Annotated in this window: 19 protein-coding genes; 5 read left to right on the plus strand and 14 right to left on the minus strand. The window is 63.3% G+C overall.

Translation table 11 applies throughout. From position 1 onward, the window contains the following. Positions 1–3: 3 nt before the first annotated feature. Together ACZ52D_RS00345 and ACZ52D_RS00350 are read left to right on the plus strand one after the other, a co-directional pair. Positions 4–366, plus strand: coding sequence for a hypothetical protein (locus ACZ52D_RS00345; protein WP_464442093.1), 363 nt, complete (start codon positions 4–6; stop codon positions 364–366). An 82-nt stretch (positions 367–448) separates the two neighbouring features. Continuing rightward, positions 449–1,000: an LOG family protein gene (locus ACZ52D_RS00350; RefSeq protein WP_464442094.1), complete on the plus strand. Its 552-nt coding sequence runs from the start codon at positions 449–451 to the stop codon at positions 998–1,000. Here ACZ52D_RS00350 and rarD read toward each other — a convergent pair. From rarD to ACZ52D_RS00405, 11 genes are all read right to left on the minus strand, one after another. Continuing rightward, positions 937–1,848, minus strand: coding sequence for an EamA family transporter RarD (rarD, locus tag ACZ52D_RS00355; protein WP_464442095.1), 912 nt, complete (start codon positions 1,846–1,848; stop codon positions 937–939). The genes ACZ52D_RS00350 and rarD overlap by 64 nt on opposite strands. 72 nt (positions 1,849–1,920) lie before the next feature. After that, positions 1,921–2,376, minus strand: a complete 456-nt coding sequence (locus tag ACZ52D_RS00360) for a host attachment family protein (protein WP_464442096.1) — start codon at positions 2,374–2,376, stop codon at positions 1,921–1,923. 4 nt (positions 2,377–2,380) lie between these two features. Then, positions 2,381–2,575 (minus strand): hypothetical protein, encoded by a 195-nt coding sequence (locus tag ACZ52D_RS00365; RefSeq protein ID WP_464442097.1) that lies wholly within the window; start codon positions 2,573–2,575, stop codon positions 2,381–2,383. A gap of 153 nt (positions 2,576–2,728) precedes the next feature. Further along, positions 2,729–3,331 (minus strand): superoxide dismutase, encoded by a 603-nt coding sequence (locus ACZ52D_RS00370; protein ID WP_222453674.1) that lies wholly within the window; start codon positions 3,329–3,331, stop codon positions 2,729–2,731. A gap of 105 nt (positions 3,332–3,436) precedes the next feature. Further along, positions 3,437–3,859 carry a hypothetical protein gene (locus ACZ52D_RS00375; RefSeq protein WP_464442098.1) on the minus strand — a complete coding sequence of 141 codons (423 nt, stop codon included), beginning with the start codon at positions 3,857–3,859 and terminating at the stop codon, positions 3,437–3,439. A gap of 85 nt (positions 3,860–3,944) precedes the next feature. After that, positions 3,945–4,406: a hypothetical protein gene (locus tag ACZ52D_RS00380; RefSeq protein WP_464442099.1), complete on the minus strand. Its 462-nt coding sequence runs from the start codon at positions 4,404–4,406 to the stop codon at positions 3,945–3,947. A gap of 176 nt (positions 4,407–4,582) precedes the next feature. After that, complete coding sequence (locus ACZ52D_RS00385) at positions 4,583–5,149, minus strand: sarcosine oxidase subunit gamma (protein WP_464442100.1); 567 nt, start codon at positions 5,147–5,149, stop codon at positions 4,583–4,585. Continuing rightward, positions 5,142–8,174, minus strand: a complete 3,033-nt coding sequence (locus ACZ52D_RS00390; protein ID WP_464442101.1) for a sarcosine oxidase subunit alpha family protein — start codon at positions 8,172–8,174, stop codon at positions 5,142–5,144. The genes ACZ52D_RS00385 and ACZ52D_RS00390 overlap by 8 nt, the downstream gene beginning before the upstream one ends. A 37-nt stretch (positions 8,175–8,211) precedes the next feature. Beyond that, positions 8,212–8,565, minus strand: a complete 354-nt coding sequence (locus tag ACZ52D_RS00395) for a sarcosine oxidase subunit delta (protein WP_222453679.1) — start codon at positions 8,563–8,565, stop codon at positions 8,212–8,214. A 249-nt stretch (positions 8,566–8,814) separates the two neighbouring features. Next, positions 8,815–9,024 carry a hypothetical protein gene (locus tag ACZ52D_RS00400; RefSeq protein WP_222453680.1) on the minus strand — a complete coding sequence of 70 codons (210 nt, stop codon included), beginning with the start codon at positions 9,022–9,024 and terminating at the stop codon, positions 8,815–8,817. A 115-nt stretch (positions 9,025–9,139) separates the two neighbouring features. Then, positions 9,140–10,384 (minus strand): sarcosine oxidase subunit beta family protein, encoded by a 1,245-nt coding sequence (locus tag ACZ52D_RS00405; RefSeq protein WP_222453681.1) that lies wholly within the window; start codon positions 10,382–10,384, stop codon positions 9,140–9,142. A 188-nt stretch (positions 10,385–10,572) separates the two neighbouring features. Here ACZ52D_RS00405 and ccmI point away from each other — a divergent pair, with 188 nt between their 5' ends. The 3 genes from ccmI to ACZ52D_RS00420 are packed head-to-tail and all read left to right on the plus strand — an operon-like array spanning position 10,573 to position 12,518. After that, entirely contained in the window at positions 10,573–11,811 is a 1,239-nt protein-coding gene (gene ccmI / locus ACZ52D_RS00410) for a c-type cytochrome biogenesis protein CcmI (RefSeq protein ID WP_464442102.1), read from the plus strand. After that, positions 11,808–12,281, plus strand: coding sequence for a Holliday junction resolvase RuvX (gene ruvX / locus ACZ52D_RS00415; protein WP_222453683.1), 474 nt, complete (start codon positions 11,808–11,810; stop codon positions 12,279–12,281). The genes ccmI and ruvX overlap by 4 nt, the downstream gene beginning before the upstream one ends. A gap of 3 nt (positions 12,282–12,284) precedes the next feature. Continuing rightward, the gene (locus tag ACZ52D_RS00420; protein ID WP_222453684.1) at positions 12,285–12,518 is read left to right on the plus strand and encodes a DUF1289 domain-containing protein; all 234 of its coding nucleotides are present in this window, start codon (positions 12,285–12,287) and stop codon (positions 12,516–12,518) included. A 129-nt stretch (positions 12,519–12,647) separates the two neighbouring features. Here the strand turns inward: ACZ52D_RS00420 and ACZ52D_RS00425 are convergent, their stop codons facing one another. The 3 genes from ACZ52D_RS00425 to dusA form a co-directional block, all read right to left on the minus strand. After that, positions 12,648–13,445: a phytanoyl-CoA dioxygenase family protein gene (locus tag ACZ52D_RS00425; RefSeq protein WP_464442103.1), complete on the minus strand. Its 798-nt coding sequence runs from the start codon at positions 13,443–13,445 to the stop codon at positions 12,648–12,650. 21 nt (positions 13,446–13,466) lie between these two features. Continuing rightward, the gene (locus tag ACZ52D_RS00430; protein ID WP_464442104.1) at positions 13,467–14,321 is read right to left on the minus strand and encodes a sulfite exporter TauE/SafE family protein; all 855 of its coding nucleotides are present in this window, start codon (positions 14,319–14,321) and stop codon (positions 13,467–13,469) included. Between the two features lie 89 nt (positions 14,322–14,410). Then, positions 14,411–15,433 (minus strand): tRNA dihydrouridine(20/20a) synthase DusA, encoded by a 1,023-nt coding sequence (gene dusA / locus ACZ52D_RS00435; RefSeq protein ID WP_464442105.1) that lies wholly within the window; start codon positions 15,431–15,433, stop codon positions 14,411–14,413. Positions 15,434–15,503: the final 70 nt, after the last annotated feature.

Consider the following 15,503-nt stretch of genomic DNA (forward strand, 5'->3'; position numbering starts at 1 on the left):
GCCTTGATTCTGGTCACCGGCTTGCGGGGCGTGTGTTTCCGCCAGTTCCTGTCCCGCACCTTGCGTCGGTTGGTCTTCTGCGACCGCGGTCTCTTGGCTGGAACGGTTCTGCAATGGCTGACCGGATTCATCGCCAGCGCCGTCAAAATCGGCGCTCTGGGTGTTGCGGTCAGCCTCCTGCCGCGGCGTGTTGACCGCATCCGGGCCATGTATCGAAAACACGCCAAGCTGATACAGCACGACACCGCCAACGACGACCGCCGTTCCGACAATACCCCCAATGGTCAGAGCCCCGAGGCTCCTGCTTCCAGTTCCATCCGCCATTTCGATCCCTTCGACGTTTGCGGAATGTTCCCTTCCGCTTAGTTGAGCAAACCTAGCAACCTCGCTATCACTGGTCAAAACACCAATTTCGTTTCGCTTTGAAATTCCACAGAAAGGCTGGCCAATGAGCATCAAATCCGTCTGCGTCTACTGCGGGTCGCGCCACGGTGCGGATCCAGCCTATGCCGAGGCCGCGCGCGAAACCGGCACCTTGCTGGCCCAGGAAGGGCTGCAGCTGGTTTACGGTGCCGGCGATGTCGGTCTGATGGGCGAAGTCGCGCGCGCCGCACAGGCTGCGGGTGGGCGCACCTTTGGCGTCATTCCCGAGCATCTGGTCCGGCGAGAGGTCGGTAAAAGCGATCTGTCCACCTATGTCGTGACGGAGACCATGCATGAGCGCAAGAAAGTCATGCTGTGGAACGCCGATGCCATCCTGCTGCTGCCCGGCGGTGCCGGATCGCTGGATGAATTGTTCGAAGCGCTGACTTGGCGGCAGCTGGGGCTGCACGGCAAGACGATTGTCGTGCTGAACACTAATGGCTACTGGGATCCGCTGCGGGCGCTGCTTCGGCAGGTCACCGAACAGGGGTTTGCCGGACCGGAGACCGCGGACTACCTGATCTGGGCCGACACGCCGGTGGCTGCCATTGCCGCCCTGCGCGACGCGCGCTCCTGACGCAGCGCCGACATCGAGAACACCGCAACCGCGCTCCAGATCAGCACAAAGGCGGCGGCGTGCCACGGGCTGAAGGGCTCGGCAAAGATCAGCACCGCCACCAGGAATTGCAGTGTCGGGTTCAGGTACTGCAGCACCCCGACGGTGCCCAGCTGCACCCGCCGCGCGGCATAGCCGAACAGGATCAGCGGCAGCCCGGTCAGCAGGCCCGAGAACGCCAGCATCGCGGCATCACGCGTGCCGCCCAGAAAACCGCCGCCGTCGGTCAGCCAGATCAGCGGCAGCGCCAGCGGCAGCAGCAGCAGGACCTCAGCCGTGACAGAAACCACCGGTCCCAGGGGAAGCTGTTTCTTTGCAACACCATAGAGGGAAAAGCTGACCGCCAGCGCCAGTGGAATCCAGGGCGCGGCACCCAGCCCGAAAGACAGTAGCGCCACCGCAAGCCCTGCCAGCGCCACGGCCACCAGTTGGGCCGTTGCCAGACGCTCCCCGAACAGCAGCCGACCCAGCAGCACGCTCAGCAGCGGGAATACGTAATAACCCAGGCTCGCCTCGGTGGCATAGCCAGACTGCACCGAAAAGATGAAGATGAACCAGTTCAGCGAGATCATCACCGTGGCGCAGACCAAGAGCAGCGCATTGCGCCGCTCGGCAAAGGCGGCGGCCAGCTCGCGCAACCGCCCCTGCAGCATCAGGACCATGGCAAAGAAGATAAACGACCAGACCGCACGGTGCGACAGCACCTGTTCCGGCGGAATATGCGACAGCGCCTTGTAATAGATGCCCGACAGCCCCCAGACCGTACAGGCGGCGATCATCGCCAAGACGCCCTTGTGTGTTTCGCGCATGTTTTGCCCCTGCCCCGTGCCTGCCATGACAGACACCGGACAGGGGCGATGGTCAAGTCCCCGGCTCGGCCATCAGAGATCCGAAATCGCCTCTTTGACCATGTGTTCGATCTTGCTGGTTTCATGGTTGGTCAGGTTCTTCGCGACCTCGCCAATCACCTTGTCCGACACCTCCTGGTGCAGGTTCTTGCGCAGCTCGCCCAGAACCTCGGGAGCCGCGACGAGCACCAGTTGTTCAAACTCGCCCTTGTGCGCCAGCTTATAGAGGCGGTCCGCAAGGTCGGATGCAAAACGCTCCTTGGCCAGCTCGTGCCAATCAGTGTCATCCACGGCCGAACGGTGCACGCTGGGACCGTCATTGAAGCGTCCCGGCCGGTTGGCCGATTGCTCGCGGTCGGACGGGTTGTCCTGCTCATCCTTGCGCCGCACCTTCAGGTGCGGATCCTGCGTGTCGGTCACATTTTCCAGAAACAGTGCTTTCTCACTGTCAGCGACAAGCACCCAGGTGCCTTTCTTCAGCATGACCATGGTGTTACTCCTGCTCTTTCGACTTGGTGACGCGGGTCTTCCCCGCAGGTCGCGATTTCGATCGCTTCAGTTCGTCTTCGGAAGCAATGTCGCGCTGCAGGTCGCCTCCGATCCGTCCCTGTTGGGAAATCGTGCCCTGTGCGCCCGGGATCTCTTCGGTATCGCGGCGCCCGTCCTTGGATCTTTTACGTTCAGCCATCGCAACCTCCATCGTTTCAACATGTAGGGAGTCAACGCGGACGAGCGGGGCCGGGTTCCTGTCGGGCAGGAAAAAGCCCGCGCAGCCAAGGCTGCGCGGGCGACTGTATCAGCCTTGCCCCCGGCGACGGAGGCGGGCGGGAGGAATGTGATCTCAGCCCAGGCGGGACGCCACGTTTTCCCAGTTCACCAGGTTGTCCAGGAAGTTGGTCAGGTAGGCCGGACGCTTGTTGCGGAAGTCGATGTAGTAGGAGTGCTCCCACACGTCGCAGCCCAGAAGCGCGGTCTGGCCGAAGCACAGCGGGTTGACGCCGTTCTCGGTCTTGGTCACCGCCAGCGAGCCATCGGCGTTCTTCACCAGCCAGGCCCAGCCGGAACCGAACTGGCCGGCACCTGCTGCGGAAAATTCCTCTTTGAATTTGTCGACCGAGCCGAAGTTCTCAACCAGTGCCTTTTCCAGCTCGCCGGGCATCTTGCTTTCGCCCGGGCCCATCATTTCCCAGAACTGGTTGTGGTTCCAGAGCTGCGAGATGTTGTTGAAGATACCGTTTTGCGCAACGGCGTTCTTGTCGTAGGTGCCGGTGATGATCTCTTCCAGCGACTTGCCTTCCCACTCGGTGCCGGCGATCAGCTTGTTGCCGTTGTCGACATAGGCCTTGTGGTGCAGGTCGTGGTGGTATTCCAGGGTTTCCGCGGACATGCCTTTGTCGGCCAGCGCGTCATGAGCGTAGGGAAGATCGGGAAGTTCAAAAGCCATTTGGGCCCCCTGTCATTAAAGTTTGCGTTGCTGAGCAGATACATGCGATTCATAGTTGAGCAGGTCAAGAGCAGCTGTGTGAATTCCTGCATTCCATCTGCGCAATCAGTAGAGAGACCGGCCCTTGACTTCCTGGCAACGACCGACACCGCGCGGCAAGTTGGCCGCATTGTTCATCGGAAACGACGCTTTCAGTTGAAGCTCATTGCTGCCGGGTGTCAGCGTCGCGGTATAGTTCACGCGCAATTTTCCCGAGCCCCGGCTCGGCAATTGCAGTCTCCAGTTCATCCGGTACTTGCCGCGCACCGTTTTGAACTTCACATCAATCGGCTTCTCGTGCGCGTGATGGATGAACCCATCGTATGCCCGCGCCTTTCCGGTCTCTGGGTCGAAGGACAGCTGCACGCGGTCGGGCATCCAGCCATGCTGTTCGATGCTTTTGACAGTGCAGTCATAGTTCTGAACGGCCGCATGGGCCCCGGTTCCGGCGCACATCATCGCAATGGCGGCAAACATCAGTTTCTTCATATTGTTTCCAATTTCCTTCTTTTCGTCAGCCCGGCCCAGCTCCACGGCCACAACGCCGAGATTGCGCGCAGGTCGGGCAGATTCTTCAGATTTGTCCTTGAATATACAGCGGGTATGGGCTGTAGCGCCGTGACTGCACCCGGTAGCACCGCCCGGCACCCCGCACCAATTTGTTGACAGAGTGACTGGGCGCAACAACCACGCTCATCTTCAGATTGTCGACATTGAGCACGACCCGAAACCGACGTGAGCCGACAGCGTCGCCGTCGATGTCGTCGTCAACTGGCTCATGCATGGCCGAGTCCCATGTCAGCACCAGAGAGCGCGGGCTTCGGTGCCGCACGATTGCCGTCTCGATACGATCCATCACCGTGTCGACGACCTTTGCCTGCACGAACCCGCGGTCAAACTCGATCTTGTAATTCTGCGGCATCCAGCTGGAACGAGACAAAGGTGTCACCGCGCAATCATACGTGGCGCTGGCAAAGGCACTGGTAAACACAAGTGAGCAAGCCGACGCCAATACCGCACATGCCGACGCTCGCATCTGGTCCTCCCCAATTCACTATGCTCAATTTTTTTGGACCCCGGATCTGCGCCCAGGATCAAATATTTCCCCCAATAGGGGCAGAATGCCGACCAATGAAAAACGGTGCCCGACATCCCTGTCGCGCACCGTAATTGACGCAGTATCACGTCACAAGCAGAAAGCGAGTAACAACGTTAATAGACGCCAACCTTGCTCTGCGGATGGGCGGCTGTCTTCAGCAATTTGAACACATACTCCCCAACCGAGCGGAAGCAGATGATGCCAAAGCTTCCATCCTCTTCCATCCAGAAGGCCCCTGCCACCTGGGCCAGCCGCGAGCGGCGGAACTGGCCCGGACCAAAGGCCGCCGGGTCCAGATCGACCGGGCTGACCTTGGCCAGCACCTCGCGCGCGCCCTCGCCGGACAGACGCAGGAAGGTCCGTGCGTCCGAAACGTTGACGGCGAGTGCATGTTCTCCGGCCAGCGCCGCCTGCAACGCGGCGAGTTTCGCGCCCGCCTCCTCGTAGGGTACGAGGAGCAGCAGTTCGTCCGGCGACATCCACGCCACGGCGCCCTCTGCCGCGACAGAGATCCGCCCGATCCCCGGCATGCCAGCGCCAGTCGCGGCCTGCACGGCCGACTTCAGCACCACAGAGTCCAGATCGCCGCGCAGCGTGATCATCCCACGCAAACCCGCGTCAGCGACTTCCGCCAGACCTGCGTAACGGGCACCGTTCAGTTCGGAAACAGCCTTAGACATTCTGCTTTTCCCCTTCCTTGTCGTAGAAGACCGGATCAACGATCTTGGCCTTGTAGGTCTTGCCATCGGTGCCAGGGAACTCAATCACCTCGCCCATGCGCTTGGGGCCATGCTTGACCAGCCCCATGGCGATACCGCGGCCCAGCGTTGCCGAATGATAGGTCGAGGTCACGCGTCCGATCATGTTGCGCTGGCCGTTGGCATTGACGCCTTCACCCACCGCATAGGCGCCATCGGGCAGCACAGAACCATCCACGGTCTCCAGGCCCACCAGTTGCCAGCGATCCGGGTCCACCATGTGCGACCGCTGTTGCGCCCGTTTGCCCAGGTAGTCTTCCTTCTTCTTCGAGAGCGCCCAGTTCAGGCCCAGATCCTGCGGGATCACGGTGCCGTCGGTTTCGTCCCCGATCATGATGAAGCCCTTCTCGGCCCGCAGGATGTGCAGGGTCTCGGTGCCATAGGGCATGACCCCGAATTCCTTGCCCGCATCCATCAGCGCATCCCAGAATGCCTGACCTTCCGAAGCCGCAACCGCGATCTCGTAAGACAGCTCCCCCGAGAAGGAGATCCGGTAGGCGCGTGCATCAAAGCCGCCGATCTGACCATCGCGCCATTCCATGAACGGCAGCGCCTCGCGGCTGACATCCATGCCGCCACCCGCCTGCGCGTTCAGCTTTTCCAGCACCTTGCGGGCGTTGGGGCCGACCACGGCGATCTGGGCGTATTGCTCGGTCACGTTGGCGACATAGACCTTCCAGTCCCACCATTCGGTCTGCAGCCATTCTTCCATCCAGCCATGGATGTGCTCGGCGCCGCCGGTGGTGGTGTGGCACAGCCAGGTGTCCTCGTCGATGCGGGCCACGACGCCGTCGTCCATCAGGAACCCGTTTTCCGAGCACATCAGACCATAGCGGCATTTGCCGATTTTCAGCGTCGACATCATGTTCGTGTACATCATATCGAGGAACTTGCCTGCGTCCGGGCCTTTGACGATCAGCTTGCCCAGCGTCGAGGCGTCCAGCAGGCCGAGGTTCTCGCGGGTGTTCTTTACCTCGCGATTGACCGCGGCATGGCGGTCTTCACCGTCGCGCAGGTAGGCAAAGGGACGTCGCCACTGGCCTACCGGTTCCCAATCCGCGCCGTTGCGATCGTGCCAATCGTACATCGGCGTCTTGCGGATCGGCTGGAAGATCTCGCCGCGTGCTTCGCCGGCGATCGCGCCGAGCGAGATCGGATGGTAAGGCGGGCGGAACGTGGTGGTCCCGACCTGCGGAATCTCCGCATTCAGACTGTCGGCCAGGATCGCGAGACCGTTGATGTTGGACAGCTTGCCCTGGTCTGTCGCCATGCCCAGCGTGGTGTAACGCTTGGTGTGCTCGACGCTCTCGTAGCCCTCGCGGGCTGCCAATTGCACGTCCGACACCTTCACGTCGTTCTGGTAGTCGAGCCAGGACTTCATGCGCAGTTTGACGTCGGCCTTCGCAGGCATCAGCCAGACGGCTTCCATCTGGGCTTCGGCCACCGACTCGCCCTTGGCCGCAGCCACGGTCGTTGCGGGGAACCCTGCAGCCTCGGCCGCTTTTGCCCCCGCCGCAGCGGCGTCCTCCAGCAGCGCGGCCAGGCCGAACTCGCCGTTGGCGGCCCCCGCAGGCACCACGAAGCCCTGCCCCTTGTCACCCAGCGGCGGGCGCTCGGGATCGGGGCGGAAGCTGGCGGTGACTTCGTCCCAGATCAGCTTGCCGCCGCAGTGGGACCAGAGGTGAACCACCGGCGACCAGCCGCCGGACATCGCAACCGCGTCGGCCTGCACGATTTCGCGCGCACCACCTTCGCCGTTCTGCGCGCAGATCGCGACTTCGGTGACGGATTTGCCATCCTTGACCTTGGCGATGGCCCGACCCAATTCAACCCGGATGCCTTTTTCGCGCACCGCTTCCATCAGCGCGCCGCCGCCGGTCTCGCGGGTGTCGACCACGCGCACCACTTCGACGCCTGCGTCATGCAGCACCAGCGCGGTGCGGTAGGCATCATCGTTGTTGGTGGCCACGACCACGCGCTCTCCGGGTTTGACACCCCAGTTCACCACGTAATCCCGCATCGCTCCGGCCAGCATCACGCCCGGCACGTCATTGCCTGCGAAGGACAAGGGCCGTTCGATCGCCCCAGTCGCCGTAACGATCTGGCTGGCGCGGATCCGCCACAGGCGGTGGCGCGGACCACCTTGGCCGGGCGCATGATCGGTCAGACGCTCATAGCCCAGGGCATAGCCGTGGTCATAGACGCCGGACCCCATGCAGCGGTCACGCAGGGTGACGTTGTCCATGGCGCGCAGCTCACCCAGGGTCTTCTGGATCCAGGCCTCGGGGGCCTCACCGTCGATGGTGCCGCCATCGACCGGCGCGCGGCCACCCCAGTAGCTGTTCTGTTCGAGCACGAGCACCTTGGCGCCCGAAGCCGCCGCCGCCTTGGCCGCCTGCAGGCCGGCAACGCCGCCGCCGATGACCAGCACATCTGCGAAGAAGTAGAAATGCTCGTAGGTGTCAGCGTCTTTCAATTCCGCATCCGGCGCGGCACCAAGGCCCGCGGATTTGCGGATGATCGGCTCATAGACGTGTTTCCACAGCGGACGCGGGTGGATGAACATCTTGTAGTAGAAGCCTGCGGTGAGGAACCGCGACAGCTTGTTGTTGATCGACAGAACGTCGAACTCGAGGCTGGGCCAGTGGTTCTGCGATTGCGCCTGCAGGCCCGAGAACAGCTCGGTCGTGGTGGCGCGCTGGTTCGGCTCATAGCGGTCGCCGGTGCCCAGCTGCATCAGTGCATTGGGCTCTTCGGCACCGGATGCCACCACGCCGCGCGGGCGGTGATACTTGAACGAACGGCCCATCATGACCTGGCCGTTGGCCAGCAGGGCGGACGCGAGCGTATCGCCGGCGTAACCCTTCATGGTCTTGCCGTTGAAGGTAAAGTCGATCTGTTTGGAGCGGTCGATCAGCCGGCCATGCTTGGCAAGACGCGTGCTCATATTTGCTGATCCTTCAGAGGAATGTCAGATGGTTTTGTCAGGCGGCAGAGGATTTGCGGCCGTCGGAGAATTCGCGCCAGCTCCAGCCGGGGCGCTTGGCGGTGATCTTGTCACAGATCTCCTGCGGCGGCTCGGTGGTCTGGGCGGGATAGGTGCCGAACACCTCCAGCGTCATCGTGCAGCGGGCCGCGTGGAACCACTTGCCGCAGCCGTTGGCGTGGCGCCAACGCTCGAAATGCACCCCCTTGGGGTTTTCGCGCATGAACAGGTAATCATGGAACTCATCATCCGAGGAGCCGGGGCCATAGCGCTTCAGATGCGCCTCGCCGCCTGCGGCCAGTTCGGTTTCTTCGGCTTTGACACCGCAATAAGGGCATTCAAGGATCAGCATTGTGCGTGCTCCATGGTGAGGGAAACAACAGCGCCCAGGCCAGGGCCACGAGGCGTGGAGCGGGCCTGGCGCGCAAGCGCGGCCCGGTCCGCAGACGCGGCACCGGTTGAACGGTTCATCGGATGTCGGGACGAGCCCGCGGCCTGCCGCAGGACGGCAGACCCTTCGGTATCACGCACCAGACGGGCCAGCATGGTGCGACCGGTAAGAACCGGCACGCCGCCACTGCGGGCAGCGTGCCCGCGATGGTTACTGGCTTGCGCCTTCGACTTCACCTTCGATGGCGCTGCCGTCAGGCAGTTCGATGCGCAGGTCCGGTTCATCCACCGGGTTTTCGCCGCCAAGGACGAACCAGCCGATGACGGCCAGCGCGACAACGACGCCGCCGAGGATGAAGGCCAGCGCGCCCATACCGCCGCCGGAACCAGAACCGGAGTTGTTGTGGATTTCGTCAGACATGAGAGCCTCCTGTGCAGTTTGCAATTCGGGTCAACAACGCCCGAACCTGCATGGAGGTTCCCCGTCTCTGCCTGTCGCGGCTGCGGCAGGCAGGACTTTGCCAAACGGGTCTGCATCAGTGCGCCACCCCGGCCGCAACGCTCTCGTCGATGAACTTGCCTTCGCGGAAGCGCATCATCGAGAACTCCTCGGTCAGCGGCGAATGGCCGGTGGCCATCAGCTCGGCCATCGCCCAGCCGGACCCCGGGATCGCCTTAAAGCCGCCGGTGCCCCAACCGCAGTTGACAAAGCAGTTTTCGACCGGCGTTTTCGAGATGATCGGCGAGCGGTCGCCGGTCACGTCGACGATACCACCCCACTGGCGCAGCATCTTGAGACGGCTGACCATCGGGAAGGTCTCGACCAGCGCGCGCACGGTTTCCTCAATGTGGTGGAACGAGCCGCGCTGGGTGTAGTTGTTGAACCCGTCGGTGCCGCCACCGATCACCATCTCACCCTTGTCGGACTGCGACATGTAGCCATGCACGGTGTTGGCCATCACGACCACGTCCATGCAGGGTTTGATCGGCTCGGAGACCATCGCCTGCAGCGCCACGGATTCCATCGGCAGACGGAAGCCCGCCTGCTCTGCCAGAACCGAGGCATTGCCGGCCACGACCATGCCCAGCTTGTCGCAATCGATCGGACCTTTGGTGGTGTCCACACCGACGGTGCGACCGTTCTCGACCCGCACGCCGGTGACTTCGCATTTCTGGATGATGTCCATGCCCATGTCGGAACAGGCCCGCGCATAGCCCCAGGCCACCGCATCGTGGCGCGCGGTGCCACCGCGCTCCTGCCACAAGCCACCCAGAACGGGGTAACGCGGCCCGTGCAGGTTGATGATCGGAACCAGTTCCTTCACACGCTCCGGCGTGATCCATTCGGTCTGCACACCCTGCTGCTGGTTCGCATGCGCGGTGCGCTTGTAGCCGCGGATCTCATGTTCGGTCTGCGCCAGCATGATGACGCCGCGGGGGGAGAACATCACGTTGTAGTTCAGATCCTGCGACATCGTCTCATACAGGCTGCGCGCCTTCTCGTAGATCGCAGCCGAGGGATCCTGCAGGTAGTTCGAGCGGATGATGGTGGTGTTGCGGCCGGTGTTGCCGCCCCCCAGCCAGCCCTTCTCGATGATGGCGACATTGGTGATGCCGAAATTCTTGCCCAGGTAATAGGCAGTCGCGAGGCCATGGCCGCCCGCGCCGACAATGACCACATCATAATGACGTTTGGGCTCCGGCGAGCGCCAGGCGCGCTCCCACCCGGTGTGATAGCGCAGGGCTTCCCGCGCGACGGCAAAAACTGAATAGCGTTTCATGGGCGAATCCGATGGTTCGTGTCTGTTAGCCGGTATGCCTGAAATGCATGGCTGACCGACGCCGTTTATCGTCCTCTTTCTGCGCTATTGCGACATTCATGTCGGGGAGCAGCAGAGACGCCGCGGCAGTTTGGCCCTTTTGTTCCACCGTCCCCGGTTATAGATGAGGAACAAACCACGGAGACGGCATGGTATTCTGGACAGTCACCGCACTCATCGCATCCGCGGCAGCCTTTTTGCTGGCGATGATTCTCATCCGCGCCCGCGAACAGAGCGAACCCGCCGCAGCCTACGACCTGCGTGTCTATCGCCAGCAATTGCGTGAAGTTGAAAAGGATCTCGCCCGCGGCGTCATCCAGCAAAACGACGCCGAACGCATCCGCACCGAAATTTCCCGTCGCATTCTCGCGGCCGACACACAGTTGCAACAGGCCCGCAAGGGCGCGAGCCAGCCATCGGGTGTGTCGCGCACGATGGCCGCCGTGACGGCGCTGGTGATCGTCGGCGGCACTCTGGGTCTCTACTGGCATCTGGGCGCCCCCGGCTATGGGGATCTTGGCTTGCGGGACCGCATCCGACTGGCGGCCGAACGCGCCGAGAGCCGCCCCTCCCAGGCCGCCGCCGAGGCCGAGATGCCCGCGATGGGCAAACCGCAGGTCGACGAGAGCTATCTGCAACTGGTCGAACAATTGCGCCAGACCGCGGGCAGCCGTCCCGACGATGCCCAGGGGCAGGCGCTGCTCGCCCAGCACGAAGCAAACCTTGGCAATTTTTCCGCCGCATATGCCGCCAAAAGCCGTCAAATCGACCTTTTGGGACCACAGGCCACGGCCCGCGACTACACCGAACTGGCGGAGCTCCGGATCATGGCCGCCGGTGGGTATGTCTCCCCCGAGGCGGAACGCGACCTGCAACAGGCGCTGTCGCTCGACCCCACCCACGGACCTGCCCGCTACTACTGGGGCTTGATGCTGGGGCAGTTGGGGCGGCCTGACCTTGCCTATCGCGAGTGGGCCGCAACCCTGCGTGACGGCCCCGCTGGCGCGCCCTGGGTCGAAGGCATTCAGGCGCAGATTGAAGACATGGCCTATCGCGCCGGTGTCCAGTACCAGCCGATCACCCCGGGCGGATCCAACGCTGCCCCCCTGCCCGGCCCAAGCGCCGAGGACATGGAAGCCGCAGGAGACCTCAGCTCCGAGGAGCGTCAGGAGATGATCCGCGGCATGGTCAGCCGCCTGTCCGACCGGCTGGCGACCGAGGGCGGCAGCGCCGAGGAATGGGCGCGGCTGATCGGTGCCTTGTCGGTTTTGGGCGACAGCGCCCGCGCCCGCGCAATCTATGATGAGGCGAAAATGGTCTTTGCGAGCGACAGTGAAGCCCTGACGCTGCTGCAAACAACCGCCCGACAGGCAGGAGTGGCTGAATGATCCACGACGTATTCGAAGACTTCGCCGCCGCCCTGCCGCCGATGAGCGCGCTGATGGGGCTGGACCTTGGCACCAAGACCATCGGGGTTGCCGTCTCTGACCGCATCGGCGCGGTGGCGACGCCGCTGGAAACCGTGAAGCGCAAGAAATTCACACTGGACGCCGCCCGCCTGCAGGAGATCATCCAGCAACGCGACATCGGCGGCATCCTTTTAGGCCTGCCGCGCAACATGGACGGCACCGAAGGCCCGCGCTGCCAGTCCACCCGCGCCTTTGCCCGCAACCTGGCGCAGCTCAGCGATCTGCCGATCGGCTTCTGGGACGAGCGGCTCAGCACCGTGGCAGCGGAACGGGCGCTGCTGGAGGCGGATACCACCCGCAAACGCCGCGCCGAAGTGATCGACCATGTTGCGGCCTCTTACATCCTCCAGGGCGCGCTGGACCGGCTGCGGCATTTGAAGAATGGGTGAGCAATGACGGATGAGGTTTGGAAACGGGACGAGATCCAGTCCCCCTGCATCAAGATCTGCGTCGTCCACCCCGAGGCACGCATCTGCACCGGCTGCTACCGCTCCATCGACGAGATCCGCGATTGGTCGAAAATGACCAATGGCCAGCGCGCAGAGATCATGACCGAGCTGCCAGACCGCGCCAGCAGATTGGTCAAGCGCCGCGGCGGGCGCAGCGCGAGGTTGAAGCGCAGGTAGCGCCGCAGGCGACGAAGTAACGACTTGTCAACCATGCGGAATGGATGCTGACCCAATGTTTCGCGCGCGAAACATTACGGCAGAGGTGCTGACCTATCCGATCCGCGCCGCCGGCCTGTCGGGGTCAGATCACCCCTCTGCCAGCCACGCCGATGTCCAATCCGCCAACTCCGGGCGGAAATAGGCGATCATGCGGCCCTCTTCCGGCGCGCTTGCCCCCTCGCCCCAGGGCGCGACCCCGTGCAGGCACAGCCGGTGCATCAAATAGGATTCACCGGGTTTGGCATGCACCGTGATCCGCGGGCAGGTTTCGAACACCTCGGCCCGTGCGGCCGTATAGGCGTCGGTCACGTCGACATCCGCCCACTCCGCAGGCGACACCCCCTCGAACGCAGCGGCAAAGGCGCGGCGCATGATCTTGTGGCTCCCCTCCCAGATCACCAGCGGGGCCGCGTCCGGGCTGCTTTCGTTCAGCGGGATCCCCAGCACCCAGGCATGCGGCTCCTCGACCTTGCGGCGGCGGTGATCGCCGTACATCTTCACCCCGTCCACATGCGCCGCATCGCGCTTGACGCGGTAGCGGAACGCCGCCTCGCCCTCGCCGGGACGCGGGCGCGGATAGCCGGGAAAGACCGAGGATACCTGCGCCCGATGCAGGCTCGGCAAGGGGCCGTGATGGTCGGCAATGAACCGCAGCGCTTCCCCGGCCAGCGCGGGGCCGTCCGGCAGCCGACCCGCGGTATCATTGGGCAGCGCATCCACCCCGATGAACCAGGTCCGTTCGCACTGAAACCAATCGGCACAGGCCGGATCGTCGAGCGCCGCAACGCCGTACGGCAGCGCGTGCTCGGCCCAGGCCGCAAGCTGCGGATCGTACCCAAAGCGCAGCCAGCCCTTGTCCAGATAGTGAAGATCCGCGTCCTGCATCACGCCTCCGTCCGATCCCGGTCAGTAGCCAAGCGCCTTGCGCAGCATATTCAACGCCACCAGTACCAGGAACCCCCCGAACAGGCGCTTCAACGGTTTGGGGTCCATCGCATGGGCGAGCTTGACGCCCCAGGGCGCGGTGATCAGCGTCATCGCGATCACGATCACGAAGGCAGGAAGGTTGACCGCGCCGAATGTCAACGGAGGCCGATTGGCCGGATCGATCTGCAGCAGCAGGAAACCCGCCACGGAGGGAACCGCGATGATCACGCCAAAGCCCGCCGCGGTGGCAACCGCCCGGTGCACCGCGACCCCGTGCAAGGTCATCAGCGGAACGCCAAAGCTGCCGCCGCCAATTCCCATCAGAACTGACAGAAAGCCAACCACCGGCGACAGTATCACGCGCCGAATACCCTTGGGCATGGCCTCGGCCAGCCGCCAGTCCGCCTTGCCGAGCCCCAGGTAGAAACCGATCACGAGGGCGAGGCCGCCGAACACCCCCTGCAAAACCGAAGACCGCAGCGCCGAGGCCGCCAGCACGCCAACGACCGCCCCCAGCGCAATGCCGACCCACCAGCCGCGCAGGATCTGCCAGTCCACGGCGCCTTTCTTGTTGTGGCTCATGACCGAGCGAAGCGACGTGACGATGATCGTCGCCAGCGAGGTCGCCAGACAAATCTGCATCAGCTGGTCACTGCCATAGCCGAGCGTCTGAAACGCATAGAAAAACGCAGGCACCAGCACGATGCCGCCCCCCACGCCCAACAACCCCGCAAGCACGCCCGCGAACCCGCCAATGACGACCAGAAGCGCGGCCATCTGCATCAAAAGACCCGGCTCCGGCCAGAGTGCGACAGTAATGTTGGGATCGGTCATGCGGGCGGAACCTCGGGCGTATGTGTCTGTTGCGAAAGGGTTAGCGACGCCAGCGCCCCCCCGCAAGCCAATACCGGGTTACCGGGATATCAGGCCGCAGCCTGCCGGGTAACCTCAGCCAGCGCCTGTTCCACCAGCTCCGGCCCGGCCCCGCTGCGACAGGCCCCTTCGGACAGGGTGCGACGCCATTGCCGCGCACCCGGCTTGCCCGCGAACAGACCCAGCATGTGCCGCGTGATCTGGTTCAACTTGGCGCCGCCCGCCAGTTGCGCCTCGATATAGGGCAACATCCGGCGCACCGCCTCGACCGGATCGCTCACGTGACCGCCGCCATAGATCTGCAGATCTGCGGCACACAGGATATCGGCCGGCTGGTGATAGGCCGCCCGGCCGATCATCACCCCGTCCAGCCCACGCTCGAGATGTGACCGCGCGTCATCCAAGGTTGCGATGCCACCGTTGATCGAGACATGCATGTCCGCAAACGCCGCCTTCATGCGATGCACAAGGTCATAATCCAGTGGCGGGATGTCGCGGTTTTCCTTCGGGCTCAAGCCCTGCAACCACGCCTTTCGCGCATGTATCGTCACCCGATTGCAGCCCGCTGCGCGAATTTTCTCGAGAAAGTCGGGCAGCACCTGCTCCGGGTCCTGCTCATCGACACCGATGCGGCATTTGACGGTCACCTCCACGTCCACCGCCTCACGCATCGCGGCCACGCAATCGGCCACCAGCTCAGGTGTCTGCATCAATACAGCGCCGAAAGCCCCGGATTGCACGCGGTCGCTCGGGCAACCACAATTGAGGTTGATTTCATCATAGCCCGCTTCGGCACCAAGACGAGCCGCCTCGGCAAGCTCCACCGGGTCGGACCCTCCCAGCTGCAAGGCCAGGGGATGTTCCTCGGAATTGAATGTCAGCAAATGGAGCGCCCCGCCTCGCACCAAGGCCGGAGCGGTGACCATTTCGGTGTACAACAGGGTTTCGCGGCTGAGCAGCCGATGCAAGTATCGGCAATGGCGATCCGTCCAATCCATCATGGGTGCGACGGAAAGGCGGGCAGAGCGCCAAATGGGCTCATTCACTTGTTTTTCAACGATCTTGTCACTCATGCCAGTTGCTCATTCACAGCCGAATTTTGCCTGTTTCGACCCGTTTTGTCGGGCTGGAACACCAAAGGTT

The organism is Leisingera sp. S2M4, assembly GCF_055398055.1.